This window comes from Candidatus Woesearchaeota archaeon, assembly GCA_003695435.1.
In the GTDB taxonomy this organism is placed as follows: Archaea; Nanobdellota; Nanobdellia; order Woesearchaeales; family UBA11576; genus J101.
On record RFJL01000043.1, the window covers coordinates 1 to 3,050 of the forward strand.

3 protein-coding genes are annotated in these 3,050 nt (G+C 40.4%); all 3 read left to right on the forward strand.

Annotated elements, in window-relative coordinates:
* The coding region (locus D6774_03185; protein ID RME77823.1) for a hypothetical protein at positions 1-571 on the forward strand (571 nt) is incomplete at its 5' end.
* Position 572: 1 nt separating this feature from the next.
* Positions 573-2,669: a hypothetical protein gene (locus tag D6774_03190; GenBank protein ID RME77824.1), complete on the forward strand. Its 2,097-nt coding sequence runs from the start codon at positions 573-575 to the stop codon at positions 2,667-2,669.
* Positions 2,669-3,050, forward strand: a 382-nt coding sequence (locus D6774_03195) for a hypothetical protein (protein ID RME77825.1), incomplete at its 3' end; no start/stop codon positions are given. The genes D6774_03190 and D6774_03195, both read left to right, overlap by 1 nt.

Here is a 3,050-nt window from a genome sequence, read left to right on the forward strand (position 1 = left end):
CGTACTACGCTTTGGAGGCTGGATTGTAGTACTACTCCTCTACGGAACATTCCGAGAACGACAACAAGAAGGACACGAAAAAAGCTGGCTCGCAATGGGCCTAGCCTTTGCCATAGTAGAGACAGTTCTTAATCTCATGAACTCAGGACTCTTCTCAAGCGCAGAAAAACAGGTAACTACGGGAAGAATACTCTTCAATTTCATCGTAGGGATGGGGCTTGGTTGGCTTCTTTGCGGAGTTAATAGGGTAAGAGAGCTTAGAGCAAGAATCGCTCCTGATGAGATGGCCAAACTGGAACAGTTAGTAAAAACAGATCCTAAACGGGCATACTTGCGAGCACTCTTTGGCTGGCCCGTTGGAGATCCTATTATCGACAAAGGAACTGATAGAATAGCAGATCAAATTTCAGGCGTTCCTGTTTCGGCACGTGAAGGATTCAACCAAGGACTTCGAGGTATTGACAAAAAGACAATAGAAAAAGAACTCAAAGAAGCAGAAGAATACGAAAAAGAAGACAAAGAACTAGCCAAAGTTGAAGAAGCAGTTGAGGAGGCAACACGGAACTGGTAATATGAGCAAAGTCAAACGAGCATGGAAAGAGTACTTGCCGTTTTACAAGCGGACACACGAAGAGTACCTACATTCAAGAGGGCTTACGACTGATGATGCTATTAAGAGGGATTTACAGGATGAACTACTCAAGATTATTGGAAAACTTACCACGGAGGATTTGGAACAAACGCTCAGCGTTTCAGATATAAGAGAGTCCAAGCTCTATAAAAATATTTCAAAACTTCTTGCAGTTCCTGGCGCGGATGAAGAGGAGATACGAGCAAGGGAGAAGTTCCTTCAAGCATTCATAGAGCGTGTAAAACCCGCCCTTAGAAAAAAATTTGTTGTGTTGTCAAAAGTAGTTAAAAAAGATGAAGGACCAAAATGGGAACACAAAGAAATATCTTCCGAAGATATCACTCGCGAAGATGTACTAGAAGAAAGAAAAAGGCATGCAAGAAAAGTATTACAAGACTATTATGAGAACACATTCAAAAGAAATATGGAAAGCATTGCAAAAGACATTAAGAAAAAATACTCTCGAGAGCCCCCCACTACTTTTGATAACTTTGATGTTCTTATTAATAAGTTTGAAGATGTCTTCGGGGAAGCTGCGCTCGCACAGTACAGTGCGCAACTCTTCACTCAACTTCACCGTCAGATCTATGCTTGGCTCATTGAACACCTCATTGCACCATTCAAGCCTGGAAGTGTGCCTGATGAGGATCTCAACCAAAAAATAGCTCAAGAATATTCAAATCTCGCAGCACAACTCATTGATTATCAGCAAAACATACGCGCAGTCTCACAACAAATAGATGCACAACTGAAAACGATGACTCGTGAAGATTACTTAAAATCGCTCAGCACAGAGCAAGCTGAAAAAATAATTGAACAACGCATAAACTTTCTTAAAAGAAACTACATCAGTCAGCTAACCCAAACACTCCTAAAAGCGTCCCAGGTTCCAGGAAGTGTGGTTCTCAAAGAATCTATTTCATCTCAACTTAGTGAGGACGTGTATAACTATGTTGCAAACACTATTTATGATATTGCGACAAGACAAAATGACTACATCCTTGCTCGACAAAAACTTGCAGAGTATCTTTCCTCTCGCGCTGTATTTAACATGCAGGAAATTGCAAGCAGGGCATGGCAACAGGCGTACTTGGAAAAGGAGGAGGAGCGACAAGAACGATTCAGAGAATTACAACGTGCATTTTTACTATCTGCTCTTGATTCTTCTGGAATCTGGGCGATAACAGAACCTCTATTAAGGGAATTAAAAGAGTTGCGCAAAAAACAGTGGGCAGTACAACGTTTTGAGAACATAAGAGAAAGTGCGACCGAGCAAGATTCAAGAACTGAGAACTATCTCCAACTCAAAAAAGCTCATGACTCACTTGAAATTCGTATGGGGGACCAAGAAACTTCTGTAGTTGTCGTTCCTCATGAACAACTCAGTATCGGATCGCGTGTAGATCGTAACATCAGGTTGCTTAGTACATATGTTAATGTCCCTGATGAATTTGCTCAACTCAGATACAAAGAGGGGAGATATTTCCTCTACCAATGGAATGAACACGCACCAGTTATTGTCAAAAGAGGGAATACTCATATAAGAGAAAAATTAATTGAACTACAAGAAAACGATCAAATAATTCTTCTCTCAGAGCCGTTCGTACTTGATGCCTCCTTCACCCCTTCAGCACCTACAGCAACAGGTCAGATAAAGTTAATCGACAGGCTCAAAGATACACACATTACAAGCAAACCCGAAGGTACGGCATTTGAAATCAATGCACAATATTATAAGAAACTTCAAGATAATAAGGGGTTGCTTAAACAACTCAGAGAATTCAAAGGAAAGACTGCGCGGTTACAAGATGTTCATGTAGTGTGGACGCTACTTGATCTACCAATAGGTGCACCTCTTAAAGAGATTAAATCAAGAATACGTAAACTGATAGATTTTGCACATCCTGATAAGACTCAATATTTGAGTGATGAGGAGAGGAAAATGATTCCGCTCATCCGCGAAGCATCCGAAATACTGTACGAGTGGTACAAAGAAAGTGAAGATACTATTAGACCTATGGTGGAGGGTAGAAACTAATGGCAGATGAACTACAATCAGACAAAGTCATCAAGTCGCTCGAAGTAAGAGATCATATTAAAGAACAACTCCAACCTAAAATTCGGTCAGATGAACAGCAGTTGAAGTGGATCAACAAATGGATCAAAAGACTTGAACGCGATAAAAATGTGTATGTGGTTACGCTTGATTATGTTGTTCCGAACCTCCCTAAGTTTGAAAAATTTTTCGATAAGAAATTCAAGAATAAATTCCTTCCTACAAGAGACGAGTACAATCTAGTTGTCCAAGTAGAACGGGACCTTAATTCTGGGCAATATGCAACTCCTAATATTGAAGAATTTATACGGGAAATTGAAAAGAGCATAGATAGACTGGCTTCTAAGAGTCCCGATCCTGAAC

Coding starts and splice junctions, on each gene's coding strand:
- D6774_03190 (RME77824.1), top strand. CDS start 573: ATGAGCAAAGTCAAACGAGCATGGAAAGAGTACTTGCCGTTTTACAAG.